Origin of the sequence: Rossellomorea sp. SC111 (assembly GCF_024733565.1) — a bacterium.
Classification (GTDB): domain Bacteria; phylum Bacillota; class Bacilli; order Bacillales; family Bacillaceae_B; genus Rossellomorea.
Window position 1 is genome coordinate 191,442 of sequence record NZ_JANIOC010000005.1, and the last position, 25,153, is coordinate 216,594.

33 protein-coding genes and 1 pseudogene are annotated in these 25,153 nt (G+C 37.0%); 33 read left to right on the plus strand and 1 reads right to left on the minus strand.

Features of this window, described 5'->3' with window-relative positions:
* Positions 1-6: 6 nt before the first annotated feature.
* The gene (locus tag NQ095_RS08420; RefSeq protein ID WP_258263038.1) at positions 7-660 is read left to right on the plus strand and encodes a DUF3108 domain-containing protein; all 654 of its coding nucleotides are present in this window, start codon (positions 7-9) and stop codon (positions 658-660) included.
* Between the two features lie 408 nt (positions 661-1,068).
* Here NQ095_RS08420 and NQ095_RS08425 read toward each other — a convergent pair whose 3' ends face one another.
* Positions 1,069-1,707 carry a stage II sporulation protein M gene (locus NQ095_RS08425; protein WP_258263039.1) on the minus strand — a complete coding sequence of 213 codons (639 nt, stop codon included), beginning with the start codon at positions 1,705-1,707 and terminating at the stop codon, positions 1,069-1,071.
* Between the two features lie 296 nt (positions 1,708-2,003).
* Here NQ095_RS08425 and NQ095_RS08430 point away from each other — a divergent pair, with 296 nt between their 5' ends.
* The 32 genes and pseudogenes from NQ095_RS08430 to NQ095_RS08585 all read left to right on the plus strand — a co-directional run bounded on the left by NQ095_RS08430 (position 2,004) and on the right by NQ095_RS08585 (position 25,114).
* Entirely contained in the window at positions 2,004-2,903 is a 900-nt protein-coding gene (locus NQ095_RS08430; RefSeq protein WP_258263040.1) for a hypothetical protein, read from the plus strand.
* A gap of 24 nt (positions 2,904-2,927) precedes the next feature.
* Positions 2,928-3,116 carry a hypothetical protein gene (locus tag NQ095_RS08435; RefSeq protein WP_258263041.1) on the plus strand — a complete coding sequence of 63 codons (189 nt, stop codon included), beginning with the start codon at positions 2,928-2,930 and terminating at the stop codon, positions 3,114-3,116.
* A gap of 82 nt (positions 3,117-3,198) precedes the next feature.
* Positions 3,199-4,035 carry an AAC(3) family N-acetyltransferase gene (locus NQ095_RS08440; RefSeq protein ID WP_258263042.1) on the plus strand — a complete coding sequence of 279 codons (837 nt, stop codon included), beginning with the start codon at positions 3,199-3,201 and terminating at the stop codon, positions 4,033-4,035.
* A gap of 100 nt (positions 4,036-4,135) precedes the next feature.
* The gene (locus tag NQ095_RS08445; protein WP_258263043.1) at positions 4,136-4,480 is read left to right on the plus strand and encodes a cell division protein FtsK; all 345 of its coding nucleotides are present in this window, start codon (positions 4,136-4,138) and stop codon (positions 4,478-4,480) included.
* 16 nt (positions 4,481-4,496) lie between these two features.
* On the plus strand, positions 4,497-4,706 hold the full coding sequence (locus NQ095_RS08450; RefSeq protein ID WP_258263044.1) for a hypothetical protein: 210 nt from the start codon (positions 4,497-4,499) through the stop codon (positions 4,704-4,706).
* A 27-nt stretch (positions 4,707-4,733) separates the two neighbouring features.
* Positions 4,734-5,105, plus strand: coding sequence for a VOC family protein (locus NQ095_RS08455; protein ID WP_258263045.1), 372 nt, complete (start codon positions 4,734-4,736; stop codon positions 5,103-5,105).
* A 140-nt stretch (positions 5,106-5,245) separates the two neighbouring features.
* Positions 5,246-5,563, plus strand: a complete 318-nt coding sequence (locus tag NQ095_RS08460; RefSeq protein ID WP_258263046.1) for a PadR family transcriptional regulator — start codon at positions 5,246-5,248, stop codon at positions 5,561-5,563.
* Complete coding sequence (locus tag NQ095_RS08465; RefSeq protein WP_258263047.1) at positions 5,550-6,116, plus strand: DUF2812 domain-containing protein; 567 nt, start codon at positions 5,550-5,552, stop codon at positions 6,114-6,116. The genes NQ095_RS08460 and NQ095_RS08465 overlap by 14 nt, the downstream gene beginning before the upstream one ends.
* A gap of 453 nt (positions 6,117-6,569) precedes the next feature.
* Positions 6,570-7,046, plus strand: coding sequence for a DUF4367 domain-containing protein (locus tag NQ095_RS08470; protein ID WP_258263048.1), 477 nt, complete (start codon positions 6,570-6,572; stop codon positions 7,044-7,046).
* A 48-nt stretch (positions 7,047-7,094) separates the two neighbouring features.
* Positions 7,095-7,592, plus strand: a complete 498-nt coding sequence (locus tag NQ095_RS08475; RefSeq protein WP_258263049.1) for a hypothetical protein — start codon at positions 7,095-7,097, stop codon at positions 7,590-7,592.
* A gap of 283 nt (positions 7,593-7,875) precedes the next feature.
* Positions 7,876-8,430 (plus strand): RNA polymerase sigma factor, encoded by a 555-nt coding sequence (locus NQ095_RS08480; protein WP_258263050.1) that lies wholly within the window; start codon positions 7,876-7,878, stop codon positions 8,428-8,430.
* Positions 8,423-9,181 (plus strand): hypothetical protein, encoded by a 759-nt coding sequence (locus tag NQ095_RS08485; RefSeq protein WP_258263051.1) that lies wholly within the window; start codon positions 8,423-8,425, stop codon positions 9,179-9,181. The genes NQ095_RS08480 and NQ095_RS08485 overlap by 8 nt, the downstream gene beginning before the upstream one ends.
* Before the next feature lies 1 nt (position 9,182).
* On the plus strand, positions 9,183-10,058 hold the full coding sequence (locus tag NQ095_RS08490; RefSeq protein WP_258263052.1) for an ABC transporter ATP-binding protein: 876 nt from the start codon (positions 9,183-9,185) through the stop codon (positions 10,056-10,058).
* 6 nt (positions 10,059-10,064) lie between these two features.
* On the plus strand, positions 10,065-11,327 hold the full coding sequence (locus NQ095_RS08495) for a hypothetical protein (protein WP_258263053.1): 1,263 nt from the start codon (positions 10,065-10,067) through the stop codon (positions 11,325-11,327).
* An 11-nt stretch (positions 11,328-11,338) separates the two neighbouring features.
* Positions 11,339-12,460, plus strand: coding sequence for a hypothetical protein (locus NQ095_RS08500; protein WP_258263054.1), 1,122 nt, complete (start codon positions 11,339-11,341; stop codon positions 12,458-12,460).
* Positions 12,461-12,803: 343 nt separating this feature from the next.
* Positions 12,804-13,670 carry a GNAT family N-acetyltransferase gene (locus tag NQ095_RS08505; protein ID WP_258263055.1) on the plus strand — a complete coding sequence of 289 codons (867 nt, stop codon included), beginning with the start codon at positions 12,804-12,806 and terminating at the stop codon, positions 13,668-13,670.
* A gap of 59 nt (positions 13,671-13,729) precedes the next feature.
* A complete protein-coding gene (locus NQ095_RS08510) occupies positions 13,730-14,215 on the plus strand; it encodes an NUDIX hydrolase (protein WP_258263056.1) in 486 nt (161 codons plus the stop codon).
* A gap of 115 nt (positions 14,216-14,330) precedes the next feature.
* Positions 14,331-15,149 (plus strand): SDR family NAD(P)-dependent oxidoreductase, encoded by an 819-nt coding sequence (locus tag NQ095_RS08515; RefSeq protein WP_258263057.1) that lies wholly within the window; start codon positions 14,331-14,333, stop codon positions 15,147-15,149.
* A gap of 5 nt (positions 15,150-15,154) precedes the next feature.
* Complete coding sequence (locus NQ095_RS08520; protein ID WP_258263160.1) at positions 15,155-15,454, plus strand: HAD hydrolase-like protein; 300 nt, start codon at positions 15,155-15,157, stop codon at positions 15,452-15,454.
* A gap of 126 nt (positions 15,455-15,580) precedes the next feature.
* Positions 15,581-15,808, plus strand: a complete 228-nt coding sequence (locus NQ095_RS08525; protein ID WP_258263058.1) for a hypothetical protein — start codon at positions 15,581-15,583, stop codon at positions 15,806-15,808.
* Between the two features lie 42 nt (positions 15,809-15,850).
* Positions 15,851-16,102 carry a hypothetical protein gene (locus tag NQ095_RS08530; protein ID WP_258263059.1) on the plus strand — a complete coding sequence of 84 codons (252 nt, stop codon included), beginning with the start codon at positions 15,851-15,853 and terminating at the stop codon, positions 16,100-16,102.
* Positions 16,103-16,322: 220 nt separating this feature from the next.
* Complete coding sequence (locus NQ095_RS08535) at positions 16,323-17,123, plus strand: alpha/beta fold hydrolase (RefSeq protein ID WP_258263060.1); 801 nt, start codon at positions 16,323-16,325, stop codon at positions 17,121-17,123.
* Positions 17,124-17,743: 620 nt separating this feature from the next.
* A complete protein-coding gene (locus tag NQ095_RS08540) occupies positions 17,744-18,709 on the plus strand; it encodes a quinone oxidoreductase family protein (protein ID WP_258263061.1) in 966 nt (321 codons plus the stop codon).
* Between the two features lie 64 nt (positions 18,710-18,773).
* On the plus strand, positions 18,774-19,421 hold the full coding sequence (locus tag NQ095_RS08545) for a YdbC family protein (RefSeq protein ID WP_258263062.1): 648 nt from the start codon (positions 18,774-18,776) through the stop codon (positions 19,419-19,421).
* A gap of 231 nt (positions 19,422-19,652) precedes the next feature.
* A complete protein-coding gene (locus NQ095_RS08550) occupies positions 19,653-20,060 on the plus strand; it encodes an RND transporter (RefSeq protein WP_258263063.1) in 408 nt (135 codons plus the stop codon).
* A gap of 695 nt (positions 20,061-20,755) precedes the next feature.
* A complete protein-coding gene (locus tag NQ095_RS08555; protein WP_258263064.1) occupies positions 20,756-21,199 on the plus strand; it encodes an SgcJ/EcaC family oxidoreductase in 444 nt (147 codons plus the stop codon).
* 424 nt (positions 21,200-21,623) lie between these two features.
* Positions 21,624-22,153: pseudogene (locus tag NQ095_RS08560) on the plus strand (GNAT family N-acetyltransferase).
* 130 nt (positions 22,154-22,283) lie between these two features.
* Positions 22,284-22,628 carry an ASCH domain-containing protein gene (locus NQ095_RS08565; protein ID WP_258263065.1) on the plus strand — a complete coding sequence of 115 codons (345 nt, stop codon included), beginning with the start codon at positions 22,284-22,286 and terminating at the stop codon, positions 22,626-22,628.
* Between the two features lie 54 nt (positions 22,629-22,682).
* The gene (locus tag NQ095_RS08570) at positions 22,683-22,820 is read left to right on the plus strand and encodes a DUF3953 domain-containing protein (protein ID WP_258263161.1); all 138 of its coding nucleotides are present in this window, start codon (positions 22,683-22,685) and stop codon (positions 22,818-22,820) included.
* A gap of 103 nt (positions 22,821-22,923) precedes the next feature.
* On the plus strand, positions 22,924-23,505 hold the full coding sequence (gene plsY, locus NQ095_RS08575) for a glycerol-3-phosphate 1-O-acyltransferase PlsY (protein ID WP_258263066.1): 582 nt from the start codon (positions 22,924-22,926) through the stop codon (positions 23,503-23,505).
* A 249-nt stretch (positions 23,506-23,754) separates the two neighbouring features.
* On the plus strand, positions 23,755-24,267 hold the full coding sequence (locus tag NQ095_RS08580) for an RNA polymerase sigma factor (protein WP_258263067.1): 513 nt from the start codon (positions 23,755-23,757) through the stop codon (positions 24,265-24,267).
* On the plus strand, positions 24,260-25,114 hold the full coding sequence (locus NQ095_RS08585) for a hypothetical protein (protein ID WP_258263068.1): 855 nt from the start codon (positions 24,260-24,262) through the stop codon (positions 25,112-25,114). Before NQ095_RS08580 ends, NQ095_RS08585 begins: the two co-directional genes overlap by 8 nt.
* Positions 25,115-25,153 lie beyond the last annotated feature (39 nt).

The window sequence follows — 25,153 nt, forward strand, 5'->3', positions numbered from 1 at the left end:
GGGGACATGGGTGAGAATCGAGTACAATCAGTAAGACTAAGTGGAGCGCTATTATCTGAGACAGAAGATAAGAAAGACATTTATATTCTTGAGAACGGAAAAGAAAAAAAGGTTGGTTTCACTACGGAGAAGATAAAGTTTGTTCGTATCAATGGGCGTGAAGCAATTGAGAGAGAGCAAACATTGAATTCCGACATTTTGGGCAATAGAACTGGTATTACAATCATTGAGAAGGCAACGCTTAAACCCATTTCCTTTACTTATTATCTAGACGGTATCCAACATGTGAAAGCAGAATATGGTGATAAAGGAGTGCATATCGCGATTAATGATAGTGAAAAAACCATCAAACTAAAGGGAGACTACGTTGACACATTTTCTGTTGAGCTCATATTGCGTGTGCTTCCTTTGAAGTCTGGTTACTCTCTACAATTGGATGGCTTCAATGCAACGCTTGAGTCAGAAGTCGATATTCACATTCAAGTAGTCGAGTTAGAGCGTATTAAAAGAGGATTTGAAGATTTCGTTGATGCTTGGAAGGTGAAAACGTATTTTGGAAATACTCTTCAATACTATTGGATTGATCCTTCCAGCAAGGAGCTGCTGAAACAGTCTTCTCAGATTGGAGACGGACTTGTCTTGGAATTTCGTAGAGGATGACCTTTTCACCTTCAATAAACGGGATTCATTTAGTGAAGGTGAGACCTTTTATAGAGGTTGAATTTTGTAAAATATATAAGGGATTCCTAATGGAATGTTATAAAGCCTTGATAATTTTACGTTATATAATGAATTGCCCCTATTAATGAATACTTCATACCTTTATAACAACCCTTCGATAACTAGTTGTAACGCCAAAGGAATTATTTTTGTGCAAATAAAATTATCATAGGCGTTCCCTTAGACCTCATCAGGTAGAGTGTTGAGGTCCTATAATCTTCCGAATCCAGGAGATTTATTTCGAGGTCTGCCTGAATAAAGGGTTTCGTTAGTCTATTTGTATACGTCAACCTATGTTCTTTATCATTTTTCCGTAATTTTCCTCCGAGTAGATGATTTATTATAAAGCTATAAGTAAATCTCCACAAGATAGGAAGTAATAAATGCTTCGACCAATGCAGCAAGAAAAAATAAAGGAATAATAATCAATATATAACTTTTAATTCCGTTCTTTATTATTTCTCTGATATTGTAAGTAGTCATCTTCCTAAAAAACACTTTTTTAAAGATATTTTTATTCACATACATTCCTATTGCTACGCTATAAAGAATAGGAATAATTTCAATAACTGCGTGAGGTACAAATGCGATAATCAAAGTTTTTATGACGTTATGCTCCATAATGAGACCGTATCCAGAGAGTATTCCGACGGCAGCAAAGGAAAGTAAACCAATAATAAATGGAAGTCCATAAACGGGAAGAAATCCTAGTAAAATGATTATTCCCCCTACGAACAAATTATTTACTAATATTGAAAAGAAGTTATGTAAATTCGTCAACTTTTCTTTGTTGTTTACCTCTGCCGTTTGTTCAGCAATATTTCTAGATTGTTCAATGATGAAATTTTCAAAATATAATGATGCGAAAAACAATAGCAAGGCTGTTAATATCCCTGAAATCAGCACAGTAAATATGGTTTTTCTGTAAAATTCTTTATATACCTGCCACTCCATAAAAAATTTATCTATAATGGTGTTCACACTCATTTCTAATACGTTCCTCCAATTAGATAACTATCAGATTCTCTTTATTGCGAATTTTCTTGTGAAATGATCCCTATTTTAAATAATACCATAAAAAGTAAATTATACTTTTTACACTCGAAAAAATATTTTTTTCTAAGAGAGGCAACTATTTGCTTAATACGGCATTCAATTGATTAACTCCCAACCCAAAAATGGGTAATTATGTTAAAATGTAATTGAGATTTCGAATGCTAGGTTCTCCAACTAATCTAATAAGTATTTTGGAGCTTCAAGATTTTCAACAGGGGTGAGTGTTAATGAAAAGAAAGATCCAACCATCACCAGACACTATGAAAGAATGGATAAAAACGTATATACCAGATAAAGACCTCTTTTTCCTCACAGAGACCAACTTTGCTAGTTTTACAGAACATGTAAGAGGCGCTTTGGTCATTCCCCACGAAGAGTTCAAAAATCATTCATCTTATAAACAAGTACAACTTGCCAACAGCTATGAGTATTGGAATCTATCAAAGGACGTTGCCTATGTATTTGTGACACCTCCAGGCTGGGTGAATCATCTACCAGCTGAGAAGAAAATCGAGCTTTTTCACATTCAAGTGGCAGTGGGAAGGGGCTTGATTCATCCCATCTCTAACTTCTCTGGAGACACATCATCCCTTCATAACAATGTTGTTGAAATGAAGGGTGAGAAGTATGCTGTCTTTCATAAAGCGATGTGGGAAGAACTTTCTTATCGTTGCAAGAAAGAACTCATAACAGATATTGCACAAGATTGGGAAGAGTGGACTTGCTATGATGTTCCGACCCTAACCCCTCCACACCTGCTACCGTTTGCCAACACCTTTCCATCCAGAGCAGGAAGCAATTGCTTATCGGCCACTCTCTTCGCCATCACCCAACAGGAATGGATCGTACATGAATGGGTCCATCCTCAAACGTTTCTTCAACGCTTAGAACTGGAAGATTATCATGTCATCCCAGATCAGGATTTGATAGCGGGCGATGTGGTGACGTGGGAGAATGAAGACGGGATCATTCAACACGCCTCTTACTGCATAGACGGTCAGTTCTTCTTTAATAAACGTGGCCAGACGTTTTTTAATGCGTGGAGTATTGTGCATCTTGATGATCTGAGAGAGGATTGGGGCCATTATCATACGAAGACCTTTCGCAAAGCCGAATCGATACAGTGAGAAACTCATAGGGAGGAACCATCCATGACTACATTCAAAGAATTGACCTCAAGTTTTTTACTGATCATCAGCTGGTTTCTATTTGCCATAAGTGCGTATCTTCTTTATTGGACGATAATCATGCCCTCGTATGCCATCATTCCATTCCTTCTTATTGCAGCTTCTGGTCTGTTGTGTTTTTACAGTTCTAGAAAACTGGATGGTAGAAGATAAGCGGATAAGTAAAATGTACATCAACGGAATACTTGGCAACTGTCAAGACTACATATTGATAAAACAGGCTGGAGGAGAAAGAATGAAGAGAGCAATAGAGGGAGTCGAATATCCTAATACAAAAAATTCTATTATGAAAGATCTCAAAAACATGGGAGTGGAAGAGGGAATGACCATTATCGTTCATTCTTCGCTATCTTCCATTGGTTGGGTGAATGGAGGAGAAGTAGCTGTTATTCAAGCTTTAATGGAGCTTGTAACAGAAGAAGGTACGATCGTCATCCCAACTCAATCAGCTTTACTTTCAGATCCGTCAGAATGGGAGATGCCTCCTGTTCCCAAAGAATGGTGGCAGCCTATTCGAGACACAATGCCTGCTTTTCACCCTTCCTATACACCAACTTATGCGATGGGGAGAATCCCTGAAGCATTCCGGAACTTTCCCGGTGTTATAAGAAGCAATCATCCAGAGGTTTCGTTTGCTGCCTGGGGTAAGGATAATGAAAGTATCATTAGAGAACATCGTTTGGAATTTGGTTTAGGTGAGCACTCACCTTTAGCTAAATTATATAAAATGAATAGCTTTGTACTCCTATTAGGTGTTGGGTACGACAGCAATACATCTTTCCACCTTGCAGAATATAGAATTCCTTATCGTGAAATCGTCAGTAAAGGAAACCCGATCTTTATAGGTGGTGAACGAGTGTGGAAAACCTATCAAGAAATTGAAACAAGAGAAGAGCTGTTTGAAGAGATCGGAAGAGAATTCGAAAGTGAATATGAAGTATCTGTAAATCATATTGGACTTGCTGAATGTCGGTTGTTTTCATTAGAGCAAGGTGTTGATTTTGCTGAAAAATGGTTAAAAGCATATGATGACAAAGACGTTTTAGATCGTTCCAATCCATTAGAAATCTAAGAATGATCTCTGGTGCAACGGGTTTATTCTTTATTTGATCCCATATTTATTCCATTAACCTGAAGAACCTCTGAGGATAGAAAGGACGTGGAGGGGGGAGATGCGATTAGTTAAGAAAATCGTCACTCACTTAAATAGACTTAAGCAAATGATTTATTCCTATGACGATGAAGGTTTCTCGACTGCTGAAAAAGAATACATTGATACTATCAAGAACGTCAATCCATATGGAATTTTTGTGTTGATCTTTGGTGGGATTTCTTTCGCATTCGGACCACAATATGTCATTTTCCCAATCATCACGTTGACAGTAGCAATACTAACAATCTGGACCTTTGATAAAGAAACAGAAGACAACCCTTGGACGTTTTTCCTGGGAACTGTACTATCTCTTACAGGGATGTATATGCATATGGTGGGAGCGGTTCATATTCTCATTCTTTAAAGGAGGGGAAGGGTAGATGGAAATCATCAATAGTATTCAAGAGGTATTATCAATGGGGCTTGCATTTGTAGTTTATCTTGCCATACCAGCTTTTATTATCTTTAGAGCTATTAGAAGAAAGAAACTCCCAAGTAATCATTACACCCCTTTTGACGATATCCTGGACGGCAAAGTGAGAGACCCTGATGAAGAAAATGAGAGCGTTGATAATAATAGAATGAACTAAGAGATTATAAAAAAAGGAGAGAAGGATTTGAGTAAATCATTCATTGAGCAGGTACATTACATTAGAATTCCAGTCAAGAATGTTGAACAGTCAGCACAATGGTATAGAGATATGTTAGGTCTGCAGCTATTAAACGTAACCGAGGAACTGGCCGCAATCAAAGTAAATGAAGGTCCTTTTCTACTGGTCCTCATTCCAACAGAAGATGAAACCTTTGCCCATTTTACAGTCAATCAAGAACAGGAATTCAGCATCGGCTTTACAAGTCCGAAGCTGGCTGAATTTCATCAACATTTAAAGGATCACAAAGTAAAGGTCGATGAGATAAAAGAAGATAACGGCCATGCCTTTTTCCACTTTTATGATCCAGATGGCAATAAACTGCAAGCCCACTGGTAATAGCTCAAGCCGATTTCCGTACGTAACGGGAATCGGCTTTTTTGATGAAATTTCAAAAATATGGTTGACTACTCAGTTGAACTGTATTAAATTGTTATTAAGCTGAACTATATAGTTGAACTGAATAAAAGGGTGAGAACATGAAACATAAATTATTGCCATTGTCTGAAACGATGCATTACATTTTATTAGCTCTCCGTGAGCCACTCCACGGCTATGCCGCCATGCAGAAGATCGAAGAAATGAGTAATGGGACCGTTATGTTAGCTGCCGGCACATTATACGGTGCGATTGAAAACTTGAATAAACACGGTTGGATCGAACCAGTTGGGAATTCAGGTCGGAGGAAAATATATCAGATCACCTCAGAAGGAAATACCATTTTGAATATGGAGCAAGAAAGGCTCTTGCATATTGTATCCTTGTATGAAGGAAGTGAAGCGAATGAAGAAGTTTAAATGGTTCATCAGTATTGAAAAGGAAGAACGTTGGCTGAACGAACAATTACAAAAAGGCTATCGTTGCACAAACATTAGTGGACTGGGAATATACACCTTCGAAAAAACAGACAAGAAATATGTGATGCGACTGGACTATCAGGATTATCTCTCCAAGAAAAAGTTGGAGGAATACAGAGGGATCTATGAGGATTTCGGTTGGAACTACCTGAAAGGGTACTGGCTGAGCGGAATACGTTATTGGCAGAAAGAAAGTGATGACCAGAATGAAATCTTCTCCGACCGGGAGTCAAAGAGTCATTATTATAAACGACTCATGGGTTATTCCTTTTGGTTTGGTATGATTTTTCTGGTGTATTCCTTTACTTACTACAGAGATTCGTCATTATATCATGAAGGTCTTTGGAGCATGGAGAATGAGTTGTTTTGGAAAGCGTTTATTTTTGAAACGCCATTTGTTCTGCTGAAATTGTTTCCTGCTTTTATGGTGGTTTTATTGGCTGGGAGTTATTATAAGGCTTATCGGAAGTATTCGGTGTTAAAAGAAGAATAGTGAGAAGAGTTATTTACTGTTTTAAAACACTAGTGACTGAAAAGTACTGTGTTTAAAGTAAAGGGAGCTTATTCAAATAGGATGAGCTTCTTTTTTATTTGAAGTTTTTCTTGAGTAAGATGCTCGATTTTGGAATAATTGGTATTAAGTTACAGGGTTTTAGACGTCAAAAACAGAATGCTTTGCTTACCTTCTCCGTCACTCAGTGTACCTTGTCATTCTTGATGGGAGGGAATTCGATGGAAACAATAAATAGAATACAAGAACTATTAACCAGTGGCCATTCTTTTATTGTCTATATCTCCATACCTGCGTTTATTTTCATAAAAGCTGTTAGAAGAAAGAAGCTCTCTAATAATACTTACACTCCAGTAGACGCTTTCTTGATGGTAAAGTGAAAGATTTTGAAGATGATGACTGTAGAGATTCATTCAACCCAAGAGGAGGAACATTATGAGGAAATTTTTCTTTTTGCTAATCGCAGCGTCTTTTCTTCTATTAGGCTGTAGCGAAAAAGGCAATGGTGAAAGTCTGGTTTCATATGATCATAATCAACTTGCAAGTGATTTAGAAAGCGAAGGCATTGAACCTAAATTACCGACAGAGTTTCCGGTACGTATTACAGAATATGAGATAGTGAAACCACCGCATGAATCGTCCAGACACGAGATGCAACTAACAGGTGAGAATGGTGAAATATTTAATCTAGTCGTCCATTCATCTCCTGTAACTTACGATGGAGAATTGGAAAATCAAGAAGAAGTGAAGGTACAAGGAAATGAAGGTTTCTATGCTGTGAATGATGTAACTGGTCCATCTGTACATTGGACAGATGGCGATTATCATTACATCTTAGAATATCAAACGATAGGATTAGAGACAGAAGTGAACAAAGAAACAATGATGGCTATAGCAGAATCATTTAAATAAATGATTGGATAAGAACTTCGTGAATAAAACGTAGACAAGAGGGATGATTTGAAGAAGTTACTATGTGTTTTATGCTTCCTTTTTTTATGTAGTTGTAGCACTGACACGGGAGACAAAGAGCGGATAACGATCCTTGAAAATGAAAGTAATGTAGCCTATTCTGAAAGTCAAAATGTATTAGCACCCAGGGTATGCTTAGAAAATCAAAAGGAAGAACAATCAAATGAACCATTTTTAGTGGCGTTCGATGTAAACGATGGGTTAAAGTCTATCGTTGAAAAGGACTCTAACGTTTCAATTGATAGTCGGAATCTGCTTAATGACAGAGGAGCAGACATTGCTAGTTTACCACCTGATGGAAAATCATTTTGCATAGGAACTACTTTCTCACTGACTAGACTAGTTGCACAAAATGAATTAGAAAAGATGGTAACTCAAGGTGGTCTTAAGGTATCCGTTACTGAATTAGATGGTGGAGTGATTTCATCTTATATCATAGAGGAGTTTGTGATAGGAAACCCTGATGGTTCGATAGTTGAACCGTAGAGGTTTGAAAGGAACCATCTATACCAACTATTTTTTTCTGAAAAATTCAATAGCATGTAGACTTATGGAAGGGACTCGACATTGACGGGTCTTTTTTACTTTGTTGGTTGGCAAAATGAGAATGATCGTTAAGAAAACTAGAAATTATTTATTCGGGTTGATTTCTTATTGAGGAAATCCCATTCCCCATTGATCACATTTTTAATAAATAATATTAAAATATGCCATTTCTAAAACTTTTTCCATATTCCATACGAATATATGGATAGAAGGCAGTGAGATTATGAACATAGAAGAACGATGGATTAAGAAAATAAAAAAAAGTGGAAGTCATGAAGCAGCTAATGAATTGATTTCAAGGTATTACCGGGAAATGTATTCATTCGTCTACAAGCAGACAATCGACTCGGAGCTTTCCTATGATCTGACACAAGAAATCTTTATCAGTGCTCTAAAATCGATTGGGAATTTTGATCCCAAGAGGGCTTCATTCCGAACCTGGCTTTATAAGGTTGCTTCAAACCGTGTGGTGGATTACTTTCGCTCCCGGCACTATCAATATAGGAAACTGACTGAACAGTTGGAAGAGAGTGACCTTGAAGAAAAAGAGGGGTTCGTCATTCGGCTTGAGTACCAAGAGGAAGTAGAACAGATTGCAGAGACCGTCAGCAAGCTGGATGCGGGCATCCAACAGATTGTCCGGTTGAAACTGTTTGGGGAGTATACGCTGAAGGAAATTGGGAATCTCTTGGAACTCCCCCTTTCCACTGTAAAGACGAGGTACTATGCGGGAATCAAATTGATAAAAAAAGAAATGAAGGTGAATCAATATGACTAAAGAAAAATTCCATATTCCGATGCCTGAAGAAAAGATGGTCAAAAGGGAAATTCACACTATCATTGGTTTGGGAATGAAGCCAAAACAGTCTTTCTCCGCATTTATTTGGAAGATGCAGAAGGAACTTGGCTTTCGGTATCTGTTTGCAAATCAGAGGGACGGAATTATCATGACCTTCTCCATCATGGCGGCACTCATCTTTTTTATGTCTACGGTGACTGAAGGGTCCGGTGCCGGGGAGAGAGTATATGGAGCGGTCTTCTTGGTTTCACCTCTTCTCTTTATGGCACTATCTCTGTATGACTCGATTGGAAAAAGACAGAGTGCGGTATTAGAAGTGGAAATGACGGCGAAGTATAACCTTCATCAGGTTTCTGCGTTTCGAATGTTACATTTCAGCATTCTTTCAATCCTGGTAAACACATTTGTGATTGTTTGCCTTGTGTGGAGTGGTCATTCTTTTGAAATCCTAAGGGCACTAATGATATCCACAACGTCATTATTTTTGTTTTCGACTTTCTATCTGATGGTCTTTATGAAGGGGCGTTTCGGTTTAGGCGCACTTAAGGTAGGAGTGGGCTGGAGTATCTTGAATTTCATTCCTTTAGTTGTGGACCGGGTGGTATATATGCAATTTCTAATGACCGCTCCAGTTTTAGTTTATGGACTCGTACTGGCCGTAACCATGGTTTGCAATTTGTATTACTTAAGTAAGCTGGTCCGGATGAGACCAGCAGAGGGAGTGTTGTGACATGTTAGTCGTGAAAGATGTAGGGAAACAATACGGTGATTTTACAGCATTGAATGAGATTAACCTTGAATTCGAACGAGGAATTTACGGTCTCCTTGCTCCAAATGGTGCAGGGAAGACATCTCTGATCAAAATGCTCGTCACCCTCGTTTACCCGACAAGAGGTGAAATTCTTTATAATGGAACAAACATTGTTGAGCTTGACGAAGATTATCGAGATATCCTCGGATATTTACCACAACATTTCGGTTTTTACAAGCATTACACACCAATGAAGTATCTGATGTATCTTGCTGCATTGAAAGGAATCGAAAAGAAGTTGGCTGCAGCCAAGATTGAGAAGTTATTGGAGAGTGTGGCGCTAACGGATGTCGCCAATAAGAAAATGAGGAAGTTCTCTGGAGGAATGATTCAGCGTGTAGGCATTGCTCAGGCGCTCCTGAATGATCCCAAGATTTTGATTCTGGACGAACCAACCGCAGGATTAGATCCAAAAGAGCGGGCGCGCTTCCGGCGGATTCTGACTAGTTTATCCCAGGACCGTTTGATTATCATATCCACTCATATTGTGTCAGACATCGAGTCAATTGCGAATCAAGTGATTATGATTAAGAATCAGAAGGTTTTATTTAACGAATCTGCACAGTCCATATGTGAAACCCTGAGGGGAGAAGTTTATGAAACAATGATCTCAAACGCTGAGTTGGAAACCTTCAGGAAGATGTATGCGATTCTTGGTGAGAAGCAAGAAGAAGGTAATGTAAGAGTGCGCTTTGTTCATAAAGGAGAAAGTGAAAAAGGTTGGATAAACGCAACGCCGAATCTTGAGGATGTCTTCTTATATGAATACCGAGATCGATTGCAGGCAGAAGGATAAGCGCACATGAGAATAATAATTCTGGAATCCAAGAAGGCGATCGCCTCTCCAATCATCTTTGGATTACTACTCTTATTTCTCGCCTGGAATGTCTTTTATATCATTGACAACAATGAAGTTCCAGAAGAATTAGGTGTAGTGAATAAAATTGTAAATACGTATGGAACTGAGATAACGGAGGATTCACTGAAAGAACTAAATCAGGAAATTGTAAAGGATTTAGAAGGATTAAATGCTATTACACAAAAAAAGTCAGGTGAGAGTTATGAGCATGCTGGTGAATTGTTTTCCGATCTGAACAACGGAGAACAACCTTTCTATACCGATGAGGAACTTCAGTTCTTCAACACTATTTATCTTGAGGAATTGTATTTGAATCGGGCACAGTCCATGGACCAGGCATATTCTAAATTCAATATTAAAAAAATGGGTGAAAAGCAAATTAACGGATTTCAACTGTCTGGTGATGCGGCTAACATGGTGAAGAACGGGTTTGAGGCATTTGAAAGCAGATTCGAAGAACTTAAGGAAAACGGAGAATACAACGAGTGGTTTTTTGAAGGTAAACAATTTGCGATGCACGGTCTCCTATTTAAGAAGGTGTTCAGGCATATTATTATCGAGTCTATGATTCTAGTCGTCCTTTCGACTGCGCTGATTACCAATTTCGAATTTGAGAATGGTACGGGACTTGTCACTTTTACAACGAGGAGAGGCAGGAGGTTGATGATTGATAAGCTTAAGGCTTCCTTGATGGCATCTTCTCTTATTACATTATTGTTACTGTCCGTGACACTCGGTGCTTATTTCATCAAATTTGATTATTCTCAGCTATGGTATAGCTCGATAAACAGTGGCTTTAATTGGGAGACTCAGTTTCCCTATGTTTCATGGTGGGATTTCTCTTTTATAATCTATTTGACTCTGGCAGTCATCGTTTCTTATACATGCATGCTATTATTCACTGTTCTTACCTTTAATCTTTCCATTATGTTGAAGAACAGTTATTTCACAATAATCGCTTTCTCAGTCTTTTTCATCTCGATGATTATACTGCAAGGTTTCGTCCCAGGTTCTTCCGTCTTTAAGGTCCTGGCGGGGTTTAACTTGTCAATACTCGTGTTGAACCCTCACCAATGGTGGATGGCGACAGGAGGTTTGACAATGTTTAAATACTATGAAGTGCAAACGCTCATCGTATGGGCAGTTGTCCTTGCTATTTCCTGCTACGGTTCTATGAAAAAAATCATGAAAGAAGAGATTACATAAGGAGAAATGTTATGAACATTGTATGGATGGAAATGAAAAAAATCTTCAATTGGAAAATCCTTCTCTTGCTTACTTTTGTTAATGTGATTTTATATTATATGTTAGTTCAATTTGATATTGAGTACTTTCCAAATGGCCGGCCAGCCCTTGATTCCTATAGGGTAGGAGTTGAAATGGTCGAAAAATATGGACCCGACATGAATGAATCCGAAAAAGCCGATTTCCGGGAGCGATATGAACAGGAAGTTCAAAAAGCGGATAGGTTCATTAAGGGCAGGGAAGATTTCAAGAAAGCTGGAATACAATCGTATGGGGAGTTTAAAAGTCATAATGGAACACTTTTTGAGAGAGTTTACTTTGAAGAAGGGATAAATTTGTTTTGGGAGCTTCAGGCGAGGGAAACATTACTCGATTTCCAACGTAATCAGGACACGATCATGACAAATCAAATTAATAGAGCAGAAATATCTCAGAAAAAAAAGTTGAAAGATTTAAAAGAAACAGGGCAGAATGATTTGTATCCCGATGTATCTTTAAGAAACATGGAAGAAATCTTCAGGAACATCGCCATTGTCGTTTTGATCAGTGTGTTACTGATTGTGTCGCCAATGTTTCTTAATGACAGAAACAAGCAGATGCCGGAGTTGCAGTATACGTCTAAGACTGGCAGGCAATTATTTCAGAAAAAGTTCGCAGCGGGCATGTTATCATCATTCATTGTGATAACTGTTTTACTAGCTGTCTATTTAAGCTTATATTCTTTAAACGATCCCTCTGCCTTTTTTGATGTTCCGATTAATTCATTTGTAGCTGCTCATTACTGGTATCATCTGACGTTCTTCCAATACATCGTCCTTTCCATTGTCGCTATTTATGTATTGGGCTTTATTCTCGCAGTCATTTCCATGGCGATATCAAATCTTGCTCCAAGCTTCATCAGTCTGATTGGAATACAGGTTCTTGTCGTACTAACACTTCTCATATTTGGATTAAAGTATATCCTTTCGTTAATGGTGAGCATGGGGGTTCCGATATGGTTGGTGCCTGTCCTTTATGGAATCTTGATTATGGGGGCTATACTGGTTACCTGGAGGTTATGGATGAGGGAAAGGAAACTGGATATTGTATTGTAGGTGGGTATTTCGCTGAATAAAGTATAACAAGGTACTGGTTTCTTAAATAGAGAAGAAACCACCTGTAATAGTTGAGATAGCAGGCTAACTCGTAAATAAGAGTTGGACCTGCTATTTCTCATTTGGGCGGACCACTCTTGTAGCATTCTAGTCAACAGATGATCAATAACTTTTTTCACTATGAGCAACCTATCCCGAAGTGTATTTCACTCTAAAAATCATATATCGGGCCCTCTAATTAGCATAATTATGTTAATATTGAAAATAATGGGTATTGCATGTGTGGACAATTGGTGATATAAAGTCATACTCTCAAAATGAAATTGATTAAGGAGAAAAATTGATGAATACAAGCAACAAATCAACGTTATCATTAGTCCAGTTTGATCAAAAAGACATTCTTGGGTTGATTGAGCTGTCTGAATCAGTTGGGTGGGATTATGATGAACCCGAAATTAGTACGGTGATGTCAGCTGGTAAAGTATTCGGTCATAAAAACGCTCAGGGGAACATTGTGTCGAGTGCGGCCATCATTCCCTATGAAACGCAAATGGCATCAATCGGAATGGTCATAGTCAACAAAGAATATAGAGGATTGGGATTAGGAAAAGAAGCGACTCAACAATGTATCGATTCTCTTACAAGGGACATTTCAATCATGTTGATTTCGACTGAAGACGGAAGGCCTCTTTATGAAAGAATGGGATTCATAACCGTTGATCGGGTGCAAAAGTATATTTGTGATACCTATTCACCTTCTAATAAAACCAACACAACTGTTACTATTGGAAATTTTCACGCGAGCCATTTTAGTGAAATTGTGAAGCTCGATGAAGCGGCATTTGGAGATAAGAGAAGTAATTTTCTTAAACATAGAATAAATCAATCCGAGCAATGTGTAGTAGTGAAAGATAAAAATGAGAGCATGATAGGTTTTGGTTTATCCATATTAGGACCAATCAATCTCATCATAGGACCAGTGGTAGCACCTGATGCTCAGATAGCATCTATCATTTTAGATAAGTTGGCCGTTGGACACCGAGGCAAATTAAGGATCGATATACCATCAGGTCATGAAGCATTTATGAAAGCATTAGAGCAATGCGGATTTGTAAACGTGAGTAACCCACCCATCATGATGTTACATTCCACTAATATGCCGCAGAGGAATAATGAATTATTTGGAATTGCTGCTCAGGTATTTGGGTAAGAAGCAGGGATATCAATGGACATGTCAGAACAAACACTTCTTTAGGAGGGCCAATAAAGATGTCTGATAAAAAATATTTTAGAGCATTTGGTGTATATGGTATCTATATAGAAGATGGAAAACTCTTAGTTATACATAAAAGTAAGGGCCCGTATAGTAATCGTTTTGACTTGCCTGGAGGAAGTTTGGAAGAAGGTGAAAGTCTAGTAGAAGCGATGAGAAGAGAGTTTATTGAAGAAACAGGTATAGAGATTGAAATTGAGGAACAAATCGGGGTTATTGATTTCAAATTTCCCTCTGTGTGGAAAGAGTTTACGGATGTTCATCATATTGCCGTTTATTATTCTGTGAGAAAGACCGGTGGGGAAATAAGCATACCGGAACAGTTTGAAGGGCAAGACTCATTAGGAGCTGTGTGGATATCTGAACATGAGGCATCTCGGGAAAATACTTCCCCTTTAGTGATGAAAGCCTTTGAGTGGTTGAAAACCAATGATTTGGGGTTGAACGCAGAGATATATGAAGAGTGGGACGTTTTAAAATGACTGTTTTATCTGATGAAATGAAGATAATCTTATTGTCTGCGATTAGATTGTAAGTAACATATTTAGTGAATTTTTCTATATCTATATTCCAGATATGTAAGGGAGTTAGAAAACTATGAAACCACTACAAGGGAAAATTGCTGTTGTCACAGGTGCATCCCGTGGAGCGGGTAGAGGGATTGCCTTTGAACTAGGCACTGCCGGAGCAACGGTGTATGTGACGGGTCGCAGTGTAAGGGGAGCTACAACCGATGATCGACCCGAAACGATTGAGGAAACGGCAGAAGGTGTTACTTCACGTGGAGGGAAAGGGATCGCCGTACGATGTGATCATACAAATGACAATGATGTGAGAAACCTGTTTGAGCGAATTGGAAGGGAACATGGGAGGATTGATATGTTAGTCAATAGTGTATTTGGTGGTTCTGAAAGTTCTTTACCTTCAGGAGAAGGAAGACATTTTTGGGAACGTCCAAAGGAGCATTGGGAGGCAATGATGGTTGCTGGCCCGCAAGCTTATTTACTGACCAGTCGCTACGCTGTGCCTTTGATGCAGCAACACAAAAGAGGGTTGATTGTAAATATGACATTTTTTATCAAAGACAAGATTTCAGGTAATTTATATTATGATTTAGCTATGAATGCTATCAATCGAATGACAATGGGGATGGCAAAGGAGTTAAAGGACTTCAATGTATCAGCCGTTGCGGTTTGTCCGGGTTGGATGAGGACTGAAAGAGTAATCGATTCAGGATTTGGACCGGAAGATGGAGCAACGGAAACAACAGCATATGTAGGGCGTTCTGTAGTGGCATTAGCAACAGACCCAACGGTATCAAGATTTTCAGGCGACGCCTTGATGGTGGCTGATCTAGCAAGATTATATGGTTTTACAGATGTGGATGGAACTCAACCATCGCCGTTTGGAGGATAATCAGCATTTGTCCTCATCGATCAGATGATGACTGCCATTGTCATAAGCCAAAACCGGGAATGCTTTTAGAAGCATCACAAAAATATAAGTTGGATTTAAGCAAAACTGTATTGATCGGAGACGTTGGCTCAACGGATATGTTGGCAGCTCATTCTGTTGGAGCAATCAAGGTATTAGTGCTTACAGGATGGGGACATGGTTCTCTAAATCAATATAGGGACCACTGGGCAGAAGTTGAACCGGATTATGTTGCTGAAAATCTTTTAGATGCTGTGCAATGGGTCATAAGTATAAGTAATGAATAATATATTGATGCACAATGGTGGGGGTGATCTAATTGATCCCATTTCACCATTCAGTGGGAAGGTTGAAGGAGAAAAAATGCTACGTGTTTGATGAGTATTTGAACACAAACAGGAGGTGTTTATAATTTGAGTTTCAAAATGATCTTTTTATATCTCTTATCGTTTATTGGATTCTACGTTGGGTTTATCCTGCTGGCTTCCCTTGCAGAAAACTACGACATCTCATACTTATACGTTGTAAATGTAAAAGAGGGCGGCGTAGATGTTTTTCCAACAATAAATCCTTTCATCATCATGTTTTTATATGTATTGGGTTCTCATAAGTTGATTTCTAGATTGAATGAGAAGGCATAAAAAACATGATATCTTAATCGTTGACGGAAGGGGAGATATACTATGAATTCCTCCAAAGAAGATAAAAACCAGCGGCTTCGAATTGCGCAGGGATTATACAGGAAGAAGAAGCACAGAAATATAAAATATATAGAAAGCAAAATGTGGTCAGCGGTTCTTGTTATTTCTGTCTTGCTGGCGCTTTGCATTCTAATTATTACGGAGTTGTACTATATTGATAGTGGTGTATCATTGCCTGGATATTTAAAAAAGATGGCAGAAGCTTTTAACCTCATTTTCTGGAGGATATCATGAATCCACAAAGCCAGATTACCTATTCCTTACCGCATTACCAATCCCCTTAGAGAAGATATTTTCAACTGAATTAGTGAAATAGAAAAAACGAGATTATCAATCAACCAAAGGTTCATAAGCACCTAATTAAATGGGGGTAGTAGAAAAAAACAAAGACAGCACCAATTTAAATTAAATGAATTTTAATTATTTTTTCGCGTAGAGATAGGAGAAGATCCTTATGAATTGTAAAGTTAGGATGGGGAGAATTTATTATGAAGAAAGAGGTGAAGGTGATCTATTATTAATCCTTCATTCTATGGGAACAGATCATCGTGCCATGATGGCTTGGATTGAACCTATCTTTAAAGATATTAATGGATATCGAAGAATTTACATAGATATTCCTGCACACGGACAAAGCGATATTGATGAAAAACTTCGTTCAACGGATGATATTCTTATGAATATATTAGATTTAATAGACAGTGTATTTCCTGATGAGAACTTTTCTTTAATAGGTTTTTCTTTTGGTGGATATTTAGCTCAAGGATTATTACATTTTAGGCCAAAACAAGTGAGGAGTATATGCTTACTAGCTAGTGCCCTTCATCTCAAGGAGAGAACTTTACCTGACAAAATAATCTTAGAAAAGGAAGAAAGTATACTAGGTTCATTGGACTCGGATATAAAAAATGCTTTTGAAACTCTATTTGTTTACCAAAATAAAGAAAACCTTGATTGTTTTCTTAGGGAAGTCCAACCAGGGCGATTGTTAGCTAATAGAGAGTTCTTAACATCGAATTGGAGAGAAAAGGGGTATTTTCTCACAGAAGAACCGTTTCTAGGTGTTTCAGATTTGCAGCAACAAGCATTAATTATTCTTGGTAAACAAGATAGTATCTGTGGGTATGAAGATTATGATTTTCTTCTAAACAAGTTTCCTAATTCAACTTTTGTCGTTTTAGATAAAGCAGGGCATATGCTTCCTATAGAAAAACGCCATATCATACAACAACTAATTGGAGATTGGTTAATATAGGCGAAATCATACTTTTTCCTTATAGAGTTCAATAGCTCATGATAAGCCAGGAAATCTCCGGTTTTTTCTTTATACCGTTATCGGGCAGGTTAGTTGAACAAGAGTGATAGGTAACATCATTTTATTGAGGAGTGAGATTTATGGGCTTTTGGTATTTCTTAATATTGTTTGTAGGAATATTTTTAGTTGTTAAAGGGCTACGTGGGAATAAAAAAATTAGCTTGATAATTGTAGGGCTTTTATGTACTTCGTTCTCAATATTTATGTTTTCTCCAGGGAGTGCTGAAATCATTTCGGAATTGTTTAATTTGGATTAGAGTGAACACCTAATGTGGATTTTCACTAACCGGGGCGTTTGCTGAACAAGCAGCCGCCTTTTATTAAAGTAAAGGGCAGGATAGTTGAAGACTCAGTTTTGAGATAATCGCATCTCTCATACTAAAGTTGTAAACAATCTATTTCAAAAGCTCATAGTGTTCGGCATTTGTTTCTTATAATCTTTAGAAGTAAACAATTAGTATAGTGTTATGCACAGTTGTTTTTAAATTTTTGCACTATTAATATTAACACTTTAACTAAGAAATATAGTTGGTTTTATAAAAATAATTAGGAGGATTTAAATGAAAGCTATCATTCAAAATGAATTTGGTGATACAGACGTACTTACATACTCAGATGTTGAAACACCCAAAATAAAGGATAGCGAATGTTTAATAAAAGTAGCGTTTACCAGTGTAAACTATGCAGATATAAAAGCACGTAATGGAAAAAAGTTAAAAGGAAATTTCCCTTTAACTTTAGGTTTGGATTGTGCAGGAACTATTGTGGATAATCTTCCTAATTCAGGATTTTCAATAGGAGACCGTGTGATTGCTTTTCCATATGATGGTTCATATGCAGAAAAAGTAATCGCAGATGAATCTTTAGTTTTTAAGATACCAGATTCTTTGACGTTTGAACAGGCTGCGTCTATGCCAACAGTATCAATCTTAGCGTATATTCTTTTACATGATATTGCACAGATACGGAAGTCTGATTCTATTGTGATACATAGTGCTGCTGGTGGAGTTGGTTCGATGCTCGTACAAATGGCTAAATTAGCTGGTGTCCAAAAGATTTTTGCCACGGTAGGAAGTAGAGATAAAGTTAGTTATGTGCAAAAATTAGGGGCTGACGTTGTCTGTACATACGATACATTTGTAGACGAGGTTTTAAAAAACACAGATCAAAAAGGAGCGAATATCATTTTTGATTCCGTTGCGGGGGATGTTACGAGATTGAGTTTAGATTGTTTAGCGTTCTATGGAACACTAGTGCAATTTGGAAATAGTAGTGGAGAAGCAGGAACGATAAAGACTAGTGATGTACACAGTAGCTGTAGGAATATTAAAGGGTTTAGTCTAGGCACAACAAGAAAACACAGTCCAGCACGATTAGCACCTATTGCCAAAAGAGTGATTAAATTATTTGAGGAAAGCCAAATTGTTCTGCCTATAGCCAAAATATTTGATTTGAGTGATGCAGCAGAAGCACATAAATTGATAGAGAGCCGTAATTACGAAGGTAAGGTTTTACTAAAAGTTTAAGGATTTCTTTTAGGGAGTGGCAATTCAACTATATTGATGGTCAATGTTTAGGAGGTTTTAGTTCTTGATTATTAAGAGGATTTTTTGCAACGTGAAAGAAAATCATAAAGAAGAGTTTTTTGAACAGCAAATGCAATGGAAGCCTCTTAGTAATGTAAAAGGTTTCTTAGGACAAATTGGTGGTTGGAATTCAAAAGAACCATTAATTGCTTGTGTCTATTCATTCTGGAATAATCAGACAGATTATGATCAATTTATGGAAGAGCAACATGACCAGATCTTTGGGAAAACAGGGCAAATAAATTCTTATGAATCTATAGATGTGAGTTTGTTTCGAGAAAAGCAATGGATTTTTGGAAAGGAAAAGGACATTGTTCATGTATGCAAAACAAGTAACTACATAAGGGAAGCCATTTCGAAAGTTAAAGAAGGCAACATTGAGCATTTTGTTGAGATGCAGAGAAGAGTATGCAATACAGGAATGCAAAACTCTGAAGGGATGCTTGGGGGAACCTTTGCACAATCCCAAATGAATAGTAATAATTTTCTCGTATTAACAGGATGGAAGAGCGAAAAGGACCATCATAACTATTCTAAAGAAAACTTCCCCGAACTTTTAAAGGGAGCAAATACTAATGATGATGTATTTGAACTTAGAGGAGAACAATTCAAAGTTCAAGAAGCATGGAGTGTCTATCCATGTGACTATTAACATATGTAATATATTCGGATATTCAAGATAAGGCGACAATACCTGAAGATCAGCTAACTGGTCCGGCTATTGCCTTTCTTCAATTATCGGACAGATTAATTGAAGATACGAAACTTAATTTATAACGCTTCCGTCTAATCTAAAACTTATCAAAATAATGGGATGAAATCATGTCAATTTTTTATGGTTGTCTTTATTATTTTTCATAGACAACAGAGGGGAGGGATCATAGTGAAGAATAAGAAAAGGTTCCAAAAGATAAATTGGACTGTATTTGGACTCTTGGCAGTAAGTGGCGTACTTCTCGCATTGTCAACATGGCTGTCTTTGAAAGACGTAGACGCAGTAATAGGGGAAGAATCCAATAGAGACTTTAGATGGGATTCTGCAAGCTCTACACTGTTAATGGTTTTACTTTTTTTAACCGCCTTACTTTCTATTGGTTGGAAAAGAGTCTTTCCATTTAATGGACCATTAGCCATAATACTTCTTGGTTTCTATTTTGAACTTTTTTTCCTTATTTTCACTAGAGGCTGGGTTGGATTTATGGGGATTTTCGGTTTAGCGATAACTGTAATGATTGCTCTAATTATGATGATTTCTTATGTGATTTACTTACGGTTTTATAATCAACCTTAAAGTAATGTTTATTAAGGAGCTATAACTGAGGGGGAGATATTGTCCTTTTCAATTATTGGGCAGGATTGTTGAATAAATACATAAAGTATTGAAACTTTTGTTCGATAAATTCGTATAGTTAGTAAAGTATTTAAAACGGTGGTGTCACTTTGGGAACTAATGTTCAAACTTCTCAAAACGATCAAGCGGTGACCAAAAAAGAAGTGAGTATGAGGAAGTTACTAAACATATTAGGACTTTTCATATTTGCTGGGACAGCATTAACTAATATAACAACTCCACTCCCTTCAAAGGATGACACCAAACAATTTTTGTACTGTATTGTTGGAAGTGCTTTTATCTATTATCTTTTAGTGAATATCTACTTCACTGGTCAAATAGGTAGAAAGGTCGTCCTTACAACTCTCTTTCTGTTAGGTTGTTTTAGCATATTTATGGCTATTTATCTTACTACAAATCCAGTATCACATTAATAACTATATTCAAGTAACGGGGGCAATAACTGAAGATCAGCAAGTTGATCCGGCTATTCCCCTTTTTCAATACGAAGGGGCAGGATACTTGAAGACTCAGCTTCGAGATAAGTACTCTTAAGACGCATAAGGAATGTTTCTAAAGAGGGAACCTCAATAAAAGTTTAGATTGGATTCCTTATGTGAAATAATAATTGTATTGAATTAAAAGGGAGGATTTGCATGGTTGAATATGAAGAAATAATTAAGGGTGTATATAAACAATTGACCTCGTCTTGGAATGAGCGTAATGCGCAAGGCATGGCTAGTCTATTCTCTGAATCAGGTAAGAGTATAGGGTTTGATGGAAGTATATCAAAGGGACCTGAAGAAATTGTTTCCCATTTAGAGCCAATCTTCAGAGACCACCCCACTGCTCCTTACGTTACCAAGGTTAAAGAAATTGAGTTTATCGGTGATAAGGGAGCCATGCTTAGAGCCATTGCTGGCATGATTCCACCTGGTGAATCTGATATAAAGCCAGAGGTAAATACTCATCACACATTAGTTTTAGAGTTAATTGAAGATGAATGGAAAGTTGTATTATTCCAAAATACACCTGCTCAATTTCATGGCAGACCTGAATTAGTGGAACAAATGACAAATGAATTGAGAGAACAATTATAAGCGTAAAAAGCACCTTTCTTTGGTGCTTTTTTGATGCCCAATTGAATCTTATGCAAAACACATCTTGGTTTCGAGTATTCTACTAAAGGAGACAATAACTGAAGATCACCTTATTGATCTCTGGATATTATCCATTTTGTATGTTTACTGGGGAGATATGACTTCATATAACTTCCTTTTTAGTAAAAGAAAACTTCCTTCCAAAATGAAAGCCTGTTTATCAGGACTTTGCGTAGCAATTTACCAGTTGATTCTCCATTATGTTGGTTAGTTTTTAATTTTTCTTGAGTAAGTTGTTAGGTTTTGAAATAATTGGTATTAAGTTAAAAGACAGTTTAATGGATTAATCTGAAACTTAGATACCTTGTTTGCAGTCTAAGAAAATTACTGCGTTGAATTCAGATAATATATTGGGGGAATTCACATGAACATAAGAACAGAAAGATTGATTATACGTAATTTCCACTTAAAAGATTGGGAAGAAGTGTACCTTTATACTAGCAATAATTCAGTTATGAAGTATATGCCTGAAGGTGTATTATCAAAAGAAGACACACAAGCATTTATTAAAGAGAACAATAATAAAAAAGAGCTCAGAAATTCCCAATTATATTAAATGAAAATAAAACCTTGATTGGACATATTGAATTTTTTAAGTGCTTTGGTGAACATACATACGAGATAGGATGGGTACTTAACCCTGATTATTATAATAAAGGTTACGCTTTAGAAGCTGCATATGGCGTATTGAATTATGGATTCGAAAAACTAGGCTTACACAGGTTTGTAGCAACGTGCCAACCCGAAAATGTTCCTTCATATCGTGTCATGGAAAAGATCGGCATGAGAAGGGAAGGTTATTATAAGAAGTGTATACCTCAAGGTGAAGATTGGTGGGATGAGTACTCCTACGCAATATTAAGTGAAGAATGGGATTCCCAAGCTGTCCTCTAATTTTACGATGAGGCTTATATATTTACTAAGTATCATGAATTTAAGTCTTAACTTAAAGAGCAGGTTAATTGAATAAAAGCATTTTGATGAAGGAAGTTGTAACACTAAACTATTCAAAAGGAGATGTAGAATGAAAGGCCTAATAGTAAAATCCCCTTGGATTGAACTAATATTGGAAGGCAAAAAGACTTGGGAAATCAGGGGTTCCAATACAAAAACACGAGGAACTATCGCTCTTATAAAGAGTGGTTCAGGTATGGTTTATGGTGAAGTGAATTTAAATGATAGTAGAGAGTTGACCTTAAAGGATTATCAAGTAAGCAACGAGTTTCATCGTGTTCAAAGGGAGAATTGTGAAGCATTACCTTATAAAAAGACTTATGCGTGGGTTCTTGAAAAACCTCGAATTTATAAAAAGCCCATTCCTTATAAGCATCCTATGGGGGCAATTATCTGGGTCAACCTTTCAAGATAATCACTTGCGGGATACGAGTTGGTAACTTGGGATTTTAAACTTCGACCCTATGTGGTGTTGTTTTTGAGTTTAACGATGTTAGTAATGGGACTAAGGGAATTTCAAAAGGGAAATAAAGGGTACGGCTGGCTAAGCACAGCTACATTTTTATTTTTCTTTTTTGTATCCATACAACCTTTCATATGGATGTAAAGTCAATTATCGGGCAGTTTAATGCAAAAAGGATTGCAGGTAATAATATACAACAAATAGAAATAATTAAAATAACAAACTAAATGAGGGGATAATACCTAATTTGAACATTCTAACTCTGATTTTAAGTTACTTAATAGGCTCAATTTCATTTGCTTTAATTATCGGTAAAGTGTTTTATAAGAAAGATATTCGTGATTACGGTAGTGGGAATCTTGGTGCAACGAATGCTTATAGAGTGTTAGGTATAAAAGCAGGAGTAATTGTTGCAATTGCTGATATATTAAAAGGTACACTTGCTTGTTTACTTCCACTAATCCTTAGTTCTACGATTAACCCAATTGTTTGTGGCTTATTAGCTATATTAGGACACATATTTTCTGTATTTGCTAATTTTAAGGGTGGAAAAGCTGTTGCGACAGCAACTGGAGTTTTCTTATTTTTGACGCCTTTAGGTGTATTGGTTGGTTTTGTTGTATTTGTACTAACTTTGTTATTTACTAAGTATGTATCTCTAAGTTCAATGTTGGCAAGTATAGCATTATTTATTTACAGTCTACTATTTGAAGATGAAGTTATCATAGCACTTTCGCTACTAATAAGCTTATCAATAATCATTCTTCATCGACAAAACATAAAGAGAATTCTTAATGGAATAGAGAACAAAATAGGCTTAAAATATTGAGTATATTTGTTAAGCTAACTGGGACTATCGTGGAAGATTAGGTAGCAGTTCTTCAGCTTGATCAATGTTCGTTCGGGCAGGTTAATGGAATAACCATACATAAATATAATATGGGTGTTATTATTAAATAAGTAAGGGGACCTTCACAGAGGTTCCCTTTTTCTTATTCGAAAAAGATAAAAAATTTGTGTGAAAGTACCCAGCAAAAAAAACGTCTAATATATATAAAGGTTTTTCGGGGGAGAAGGAATGACAGAAGACTATGAAGTAAAAGGTTGGTTCAGAGAATATTATCATGACATATTCAATTTTCTTATTTATTATACGGGCACGAAAGATGTAGAAGATTTAGTTCAGGAAACGTTTGTAAAGGCTGTAAGAAACATTGATAGATTTAAGGGGGATTCCAACCCGAAGACTTGGTTGATAAGAATCGCTCGGAATGCCGCAATAGATGAAAGTAGAAAAAGAAGAAAAGAAGAAACAAAACGAAATCGTCTTATTGGTTTTACTGGGTTAGAAATGACCCGAGATTTACCGGAGATTCATGTGGAATTAAATGAGACTAAATTGGAGCTATATACTGCCATAAGGCTGCTAAAGCAATCCTATTATGATGTATTGATGCTTCGAGGGATTAACGAGTTATCCGTCCAAGAGACTGCAGAAACTCTCAGGTGGAGTGAAGCAAAAGTCAATCTTACTTTTCATAGGGCTTTAAAAGCACTTGAGAAAAAAATGGGAGGTAAAGCTTATGAATAAATCTGAACTTCACGCTAAACTGAGTTCTTTTCCCAAAAATCATCAACTTAGTGAAGAGAGTATCGAGAATATCTCCAAAAGAATTAATAAAGAAATAGAGGTTAAAAAGAGGGGAACCAAAAACCATTTCTTCTTAAATAGAAAAGCGATAGCGGCAGGTTTGCTTAGTATGACCTTACTATTTTTCTTATTGTGGGGTTTAAAAGTGCGGGAACCTGAAATGCTACAGGAACACGCAGGAATTCAATTTAATAGAGATTTTAAAAGTGTAGAAGAGGGTGTAAAGTTACGAGAAGAAAAGGATATCTATGAAACTGTTGAAGCGGAAAATAGCTGGGCATTTGACCCGAGAGAGCCAGAAAACCTAGTTGGAGACGATGGAATTGTTGTAAAACTAAAGGTCCTGTCCATTAGGGAGGCAAAGATATTAGCCAAGACCGAAACCTTCTATACCGAAACCCCTTATACACCCATAGATGTTTCTATTCAAGAAACAATTAATGGTAAGCATTTGTCTGGAAAGAAAACAATTTATGTTGAAGGAGGAGACATAAGGATCTCCAATCTAGTGGAGTCTTGGGATAAACATAGAGTGTCATTATTGGGCTTAAATAAATTAACTAAAAAAGAACAAGAGTCTAAGTTTATGTCCTTTGGATCCGAATATGATTATGAAATGGCCCCTGGGAAGGAATATGCAGTAATCTTGACCAAGCAACAAACTGAGGGGGAAATCTATACTGTAGTGGGCCGGGGATATGGGATTTTTGAAATGGAAGAAAATAAATATAGAAACGTTATTACTGGTAGATATTATCCTGCTTTGGTCTTTTCTGATAATGAATAAAGAATTGTTCGATATCATCGCGTCCTCTTATAAATTGCA

What these genes read in the sequence shown, in the direction of transcription:
- NQ095_RS08420 (WP_258263038.1), top strand. Translation starts at nt 7, where the DNA reads ATGGGTGAGAATCGAGTACAATCAGTAAGACTAAGTGGAGCGCTATTA.
- NQ095_RS08425 (WP_258263039.1), bottom strand. Translation starts at nt 1,707, where the DNA reads ATGAGTGTGAACACCATTATAGATAAATTTTTTATGGAGTGGCAGGTA.
- NQ095_RS08430 (WP_258263040.1), top strand. Translation starts at nt 2,004, where the DNA reads ATGAAAAGAAAGATCCAACCATCACCAGACACTATGAAAGAATGGATA.
- NQ095_RS08435 (WP_258263041.1), top strand. Translation starts at nt 2,928, where the DNA reads ATGACTACATTCAAAGAATTGACCTCAAGTTTTTTACTGATCATCAGC.
- NQ095_RS08440 (WP_258263042.1), top strand. Translation starts at nt 3,199, where the DNA reads ATGAAGAGAGCAATAGAGGGAGTCGAATATCCTAATACAAAAAATTCT.
- NQ095_RS08445 (WP_258263043.1), top strand. Translation starts at nt 4,136, where the DNA reads ATGCGATTAGTTAAGAAAATCGTCACTCACTTAAATAGACTTAAGCAA.
- NQ095_RS08450 (WP_258263044.1), top strand. Translation starts at nt 4,497, where the DNA reads ATGGAAATCATCAATAGTATTCAAGAGGTATTATCAATGGGGCTTGCA.
- NQ095_RS08460 (WP_258263046.1), top strand. Translation starts at nt 5,246, where the DNA reads ATGAAACATAAATTATTGCCATTGTCTGAAACGATGCATTACATTTTA.
- NQ095_RS08465 (WP_258263047.1), top strand. Translation starts at nt 5,550, where the DNA reads ATGAAGAAGTTTAAATGGTTCATCAGTATTGAAAAGGAAGAACGTTGG.
- NQ095_RS08470 (WP_258263048.1), top strand. Translation starts at nt 6,570, where the DNA reads ATGAGGAAATTTTTCTTTTTGCTAATCGCAGCGTCTTTTCTTCTATTA.
- NQ095_RS08480 (WP_258263050.1), top strand. Translation starts at nt 7,876, where the DNA reads ATGAACATAGAAGAACGATGGATTAAGAAAATAAAAAAAAGTGGAAGT.
- NQ095_RS08485 (WP_258263051.1), top strand. Translation starts at nt 8,423, where the DNA reads ATGACTAAAGAAAAATTCCATATTCCGATGCCTGAAGAAAAGATGGTC.
- NQ095_RS08490 (WP_258263052.1), top strand. Translation starts at nt 9,183, where the DNA reads ATGTTAGTCGTGAAAGATGTAGGGAAACAATACGGTGATTTTACAGCA.
- NQ095_RS08495 (WP_258263053.1), top strand. Translation starts at nt 10,065, where the DNA reads ATGAGAATAATAATTCTGGAATCCAAGAAGGCGATCGCCTCTCCAATC.
- NQ095_RS08500 (WP_258263054.1), top strand. Translation starts at nt 11,339, where the DNA reads ATGAACATTGTATGGATGGAAATGAAAAAAATCTTCAATTGGAAAATC.
- NQ095_RS08505 (WP_258263055.1), top strand. Translation starts at nt 12,804, where the DNA reads ATGAATACAAGCAACAAATCAACGTTATCATTAGTCCAGTTTGATCAA.
- NQ095_RS08510 (WP_258263056.1), top strand. Translation starts at nt 13,730, where the DNA reads ATGTCTGATAAAAAATATTTTAGAGCATTTGGTGTATATGGTATCTAT.
- NQ095_RS08515 (WP_258263057.1), top strand. Translation starts at nt 14,331, where the DNA reads ATGAAACCACTACAAGGGAAAATTGCTGTTGTCACAGGTGCATCCCGT.
- NQ095_RS08530 (WP_258263059.1), top strand. Translation starts at nt 15,851, where the DNA reads ATGAATTCCTCCAAAGAAGATAAAAACCAGCGGCTTCGAATTGCGCAG.
- NQ095_RS08535 (WP_258263060.1), top strand. Translation starts at nt 16,323, where the DNA reads ATGAATTGTAAAGTTAGGATGGGGAGAATTTATTATGAAGAAAGAGGT.
- NQ095_RS08540 (WP_258263061.1), top strand. Translation starts at nt 17,744, where the DNA reads ATGAAAGCTATCATTCAAAATGAATTTGGTGATACAGACGTACTTACA.
- NQ095_RS08555 (WP_258263064.1), top strand. Translation starts at nt 20,756, where the DNA reads ATGGTTGAATATGAAGAAATAATTAAGGGTGTATATAAACAATTGACC.
- NQ095_RS08565 (WP_258263065.1), top strand. Translation starts at nt 22,284, where the DNA reads ATGAAAGGCCTAATAGTAAAATCCCCTTGGATTGAACTAATATTGGAA.
- NQ095_RS08580 (WP_258263067.1), top strand. Translation starts at nt 23,755, where the DNA reads ATGACAGAAGACTATGAAGTAAAAGGTTGGTTCAGAGAATATTATCAT.
- NQ095_RS08585 (WP_258263068.1), top strand. Translation starts at nt 24,260, where the DNA reads ATGAATAAATCTGAACTTCACGCTAAACTGAGTTCTTTTCCCAAAAAT.